This window comes from Xanthovirga aplysinae (assembly GCF_009711365.1).
In the GTDB taxonomy this organism is placed as follows: Bacteria; Bacteroidota; Bacteroidia; order Cytophagales; family Cyclobacteriaceae; genus Xanthovirga; species Xanthovirga aplysinae.
In genome coordinates, this window is the sequence record NZ_SMMB01000507.1 from 1 (window position 1) to 1,990 (window position 1,990).

The 1,990-nt window shown below is 35.9% G+C and carries 2 protein-coding genes; both read left to right on the forward strand.

Annotated elements, in window-relative coordinates; genetic code table 11:
• Positions 1-486: 486 nt before the first annotated feature.
• Positions 487-1,197, forward strand: a complete 711-nt coding sequence (gene tssD / locus E1171_RS02200) for a type VI secretion system tube protein TssD (RefSeq protein WP_155203645.1) — start codon at positions 487-489, stop codon at positions 1,195-1,197.
• A partial coding sequence (locus E1171_RS02205) for a hypothetical protein (protein WP_222931342.1) occupies positions 1,190-1,990 on the forward strand: 801 nt, incomplete at its 3' end. The genes tssD and E1171_RS02205, both read left to right, overlap by 8 nt.

The window sequence follows — 1,990 nt, forward strand, 5'->3', positions numbered from 1 at the left end:
CCCAACAACCCAGCAAGATATTTTACAACCAAAAAGAATAAGCCAAGCCAAAATTAGAAATATTAATTAAGCGGGTGAGAACTGCACATCTTACCCCTTCCACAAAAGACCACCAAAAAACACAGAGGAAACGTAAAAATCAAAGCCCCTAAAAGAAAATTAGACGCCAAACATCTCATACCTATACCGTTAGAGAAAACCCGATAGTTAAAGGCACTTTATTTAAAATGGGAACAAATTAAAATAGCTAACCTTTTTACAAACAGTAAATGGTTATTGATACCAAAATGAATTCCGCTCATATATCCTTTCCCAAAACAATTAATAAAACCAGTTTATAAAATAGCCTCAATTAATTTATATATAATTCAAAGAACCTTTATGAATAATACCAGAGTTGAGCAAAAATAAACCCTCCTTTTAAATAATTCTATTAACTTAGATATACAATTTTTACTACATCTTATTTACTATAAATATTTATAAATGGCTTTTAAAGGAAAATTATTTATAGACGAACTTGAATTAAACTTACTAGAATACGATCTGGAATTCCAACAACCCTTGGGTTTTCAATCCAGACCAAACGATAGCGTCAAAGGAGGGATTTTTAATGTGGTTTTTGAAAAACAGGAACAAGCCAACTACCTGTTGAATTGGATGGCCCAGGCCGACATGCGTAAAAATGGTCATATCAGTTTTTCGGGGCAGGAAAGTGAAGGGGTACTTTACAAACAAGAGTTCTGGGATGCCTATTGTATAGGTTACAAGGAAACCTTCTGGAACGACTCTTCAGAACCCATGGCGGTTCGACTCACCTTCGCTGCTGGGATTATCCGAAATAACAAAGGTACCATTTTTAAACAAAGTTGGCATTTAACGGATATTGGTTCCATGTCAGAGGAAGTTCAACAAGAAGAAGAGCAACAAGAAGGACAAGTACTTTCTGCCATGATCACCGATTTGGAGGGAATGGAAAAGGAAAAATTGGTTCCTGATGAGAATGTATTGTTAATCTTGGAAACGGAATATTTAACGGGAAAAACCATTAATGTTGATCTGAATGAGGAAGAAAATGTAAGTTTCAAATATCAGGGAACCTTATTAGCCGATGATGTAATCAGAGGCTACACTGTTAAAGGAGAAAGAGATGAGATTCAATTGGAGGTAGTGGGAAAGGAGGCCAAAAATGGTTAAAGTAAATATTACTTATGGAGGAAAAAGAACCCAATACAAAGTTGATTCGGAGCCACCAAAACCTAAGGTTATTGTAGATTTCAGGCCCTCCAATAACTATGATGGGGAATACGGCTTTGATTACATGCGCAACAAAAAAGATAAAGGGGATTATATTACCTATAAAGATATAATGGGAACCAATAATGGTACACAATTTACAAAATACCCTACAGATACCCAATACAACAAATTAAAAGACGACCATTACAACACACTATCCCTTCCCTGGCATAAAGACCAAAATGGAAAAGAGGTGGAGTATTTGCAAAGTTGGCTAGCCCTATACCCTGGCCAAAGTGCTACACTGAGTGTTCAAATAGATACCTTGGAAAACCCCCAAGAACTAAAACTGGAGTATGATAAAAAACTCTTTAAGCTCAATACAGATAGCATTCCCGCCCAAAAAAAGGGAAAAAACCGACTCGGTGATCACCTGACCATTAGCTGCCTGAAAGAATTTAGCAGTGATCAGGAAATTAAAGTCATGTACAAAGACCGGCAAGTGGGACAATTGAATGTGCTAAAAAATGATAAAAACAACCGCTATAAGGCTAAAGTGGTCTTTGTAAGAGTAAAAACAGAACTCTTACAAAGGACAAAGTTAACCGGAAATACCATTAATTCTTCAGGTGCTCCTGAAAAAGAAATGTTAGAACGTTACTTGAAACAATCCTTAATTAAATTAGAGCTGGTAGAAAAGGGATTTAATCTTACACTGAAGGATCCTATTACAAAAAAGCCTCTTTATCCA

Excerpts from the sequence above, each read along its gene's own strand:
- tssD (WP_155203645.1), top strand. The coding sequence starts at position 487 with ATGGCTTTTAAAGGAAAATTATTTATAGACGAACTTGAATTAAACTTA.